At 42.4% G+C, this 686-nt stretch carries 3 protein-coding genes; all 3 read right to left on the bottom strand.

The window, feature by feature from the left end:
* Positions 1 to 20: 20 nt before the first annotated feature.
* The gene (gene rplO, locus ADICYQ_RS31275) at positions 21 to 302 is read right to left on the bottom strand and encodes a 50S ribosomal protein L15 (protein WP_498366133.1); all 282 of its coding nucleotides are present in this window, start codon (positions 300 to 302) and stop codon (positions 21 to 23) included.
* A 30-nt stretch (positions 303 to 332) separates the two neighbouring features.
* Positions 333 to 512 (bottom strand): 50S ribosomal protein L30, encoded by a 180-nt coding sequence (rpmD, locus tag ADICYQ_RS31270; RefSeq protein WP_003156497.1) that lies wholly within the window; start codon positions 510 to 512, stop codon positions 333 to 335.
* On the bottom strand, positions 512 to 686 hold a 175-nt coding region (locus ADICYQ_RS31265), incomplete at its 5' end, for a hypothetical protein (protein WP_498366134.1). The genes rpmD and ADICYQ_RS31265, both read right to left, overlap by 1 nt.

Raw genomic sequence — 686 nt, 5'->3', positions numbered from 1 at the left:
CACCAGTCTCTAGAAGAAGTTCAGGAGTGACTTCCGTTCCTTCTGCAAAAACCGTTCAATTTGTCTAGGTTGACTACAGCGTATTCCTTGCGGTTGATGTTAGTGAAACCGCGTTTAGGAAGACGTTGGAATAAAGGCATTTGTCCCCCCTCGAATCCAGGGCGTACACCGCCGCCAGAACGAGCGTTTTGACCTTTGTGACCTTTACCAGCTGTTTTACCGTTGCCAGAACCAATACCACGACCTACGCGATTACGCGTTTTGCGTGAACCTTCTGAAGGTTTTAATTCATGAAGTTTCATTAGGACACCTCCTTATCCGATCAAATATTTTTATTGTTCTTTAACAGAAACTAAATGAGATACTTTATTAATCATACCACGGATCGCAGCGTTGTCTTCATGAACAACAGTTTGGTTTGTTTTCTTTAAACCAAGTGTTCTTACAGTAACGCGTTGGTCTTCCGGGCGACCGATTACACTTCGTTTGAGGGTAATTTCTAATTTAGCCATTAATGTTCCCTCCTTATCCTAACAGTTCTTCTACAGATTTTTCCACGAAGCTTCGCAACGTCTTCAGCACGTTTAAGTTCACTTAAACCTTGAAGTGTTGCACGAATCATGTTGATCGGTGTGTTAGAACCTAAAGACTTAGAAAGGATATCAGCTACACCAGCTAGCTCAAGT

Source organism: Cyclobacterium qasimii M12-11B (assembly GCF_000427295.1).
Taxonomy (GTDB): domain Bacteria; phylum Bacteroidota; class Bacteroidia; order Cytophagales; family Cyclobacteriaceae; genus Cyclobacterium; species Cyclobacterium qasimii.
Note: the sequence above shows the minus strand (reverse complement) of the source record. Positions and strands in the feature narration are given on the sequence as shown.

Bases quoted from the DNA above. Each gene is read 5' to 3' on its own strand.
- rplO (WP_498366133.1), bottom strand. From the start codon at position 302: ATGAAACTTCATGAATTAAAACCTTCAGAAGGTTCACGCAAAACGCGT.
- rpmD (WP_003156497.1), bottom strand. From the start codon at position 512: ATGGCTAAATTAGAAATTACCCTCAAACGAAGTGTAATCGGTCGCCCG.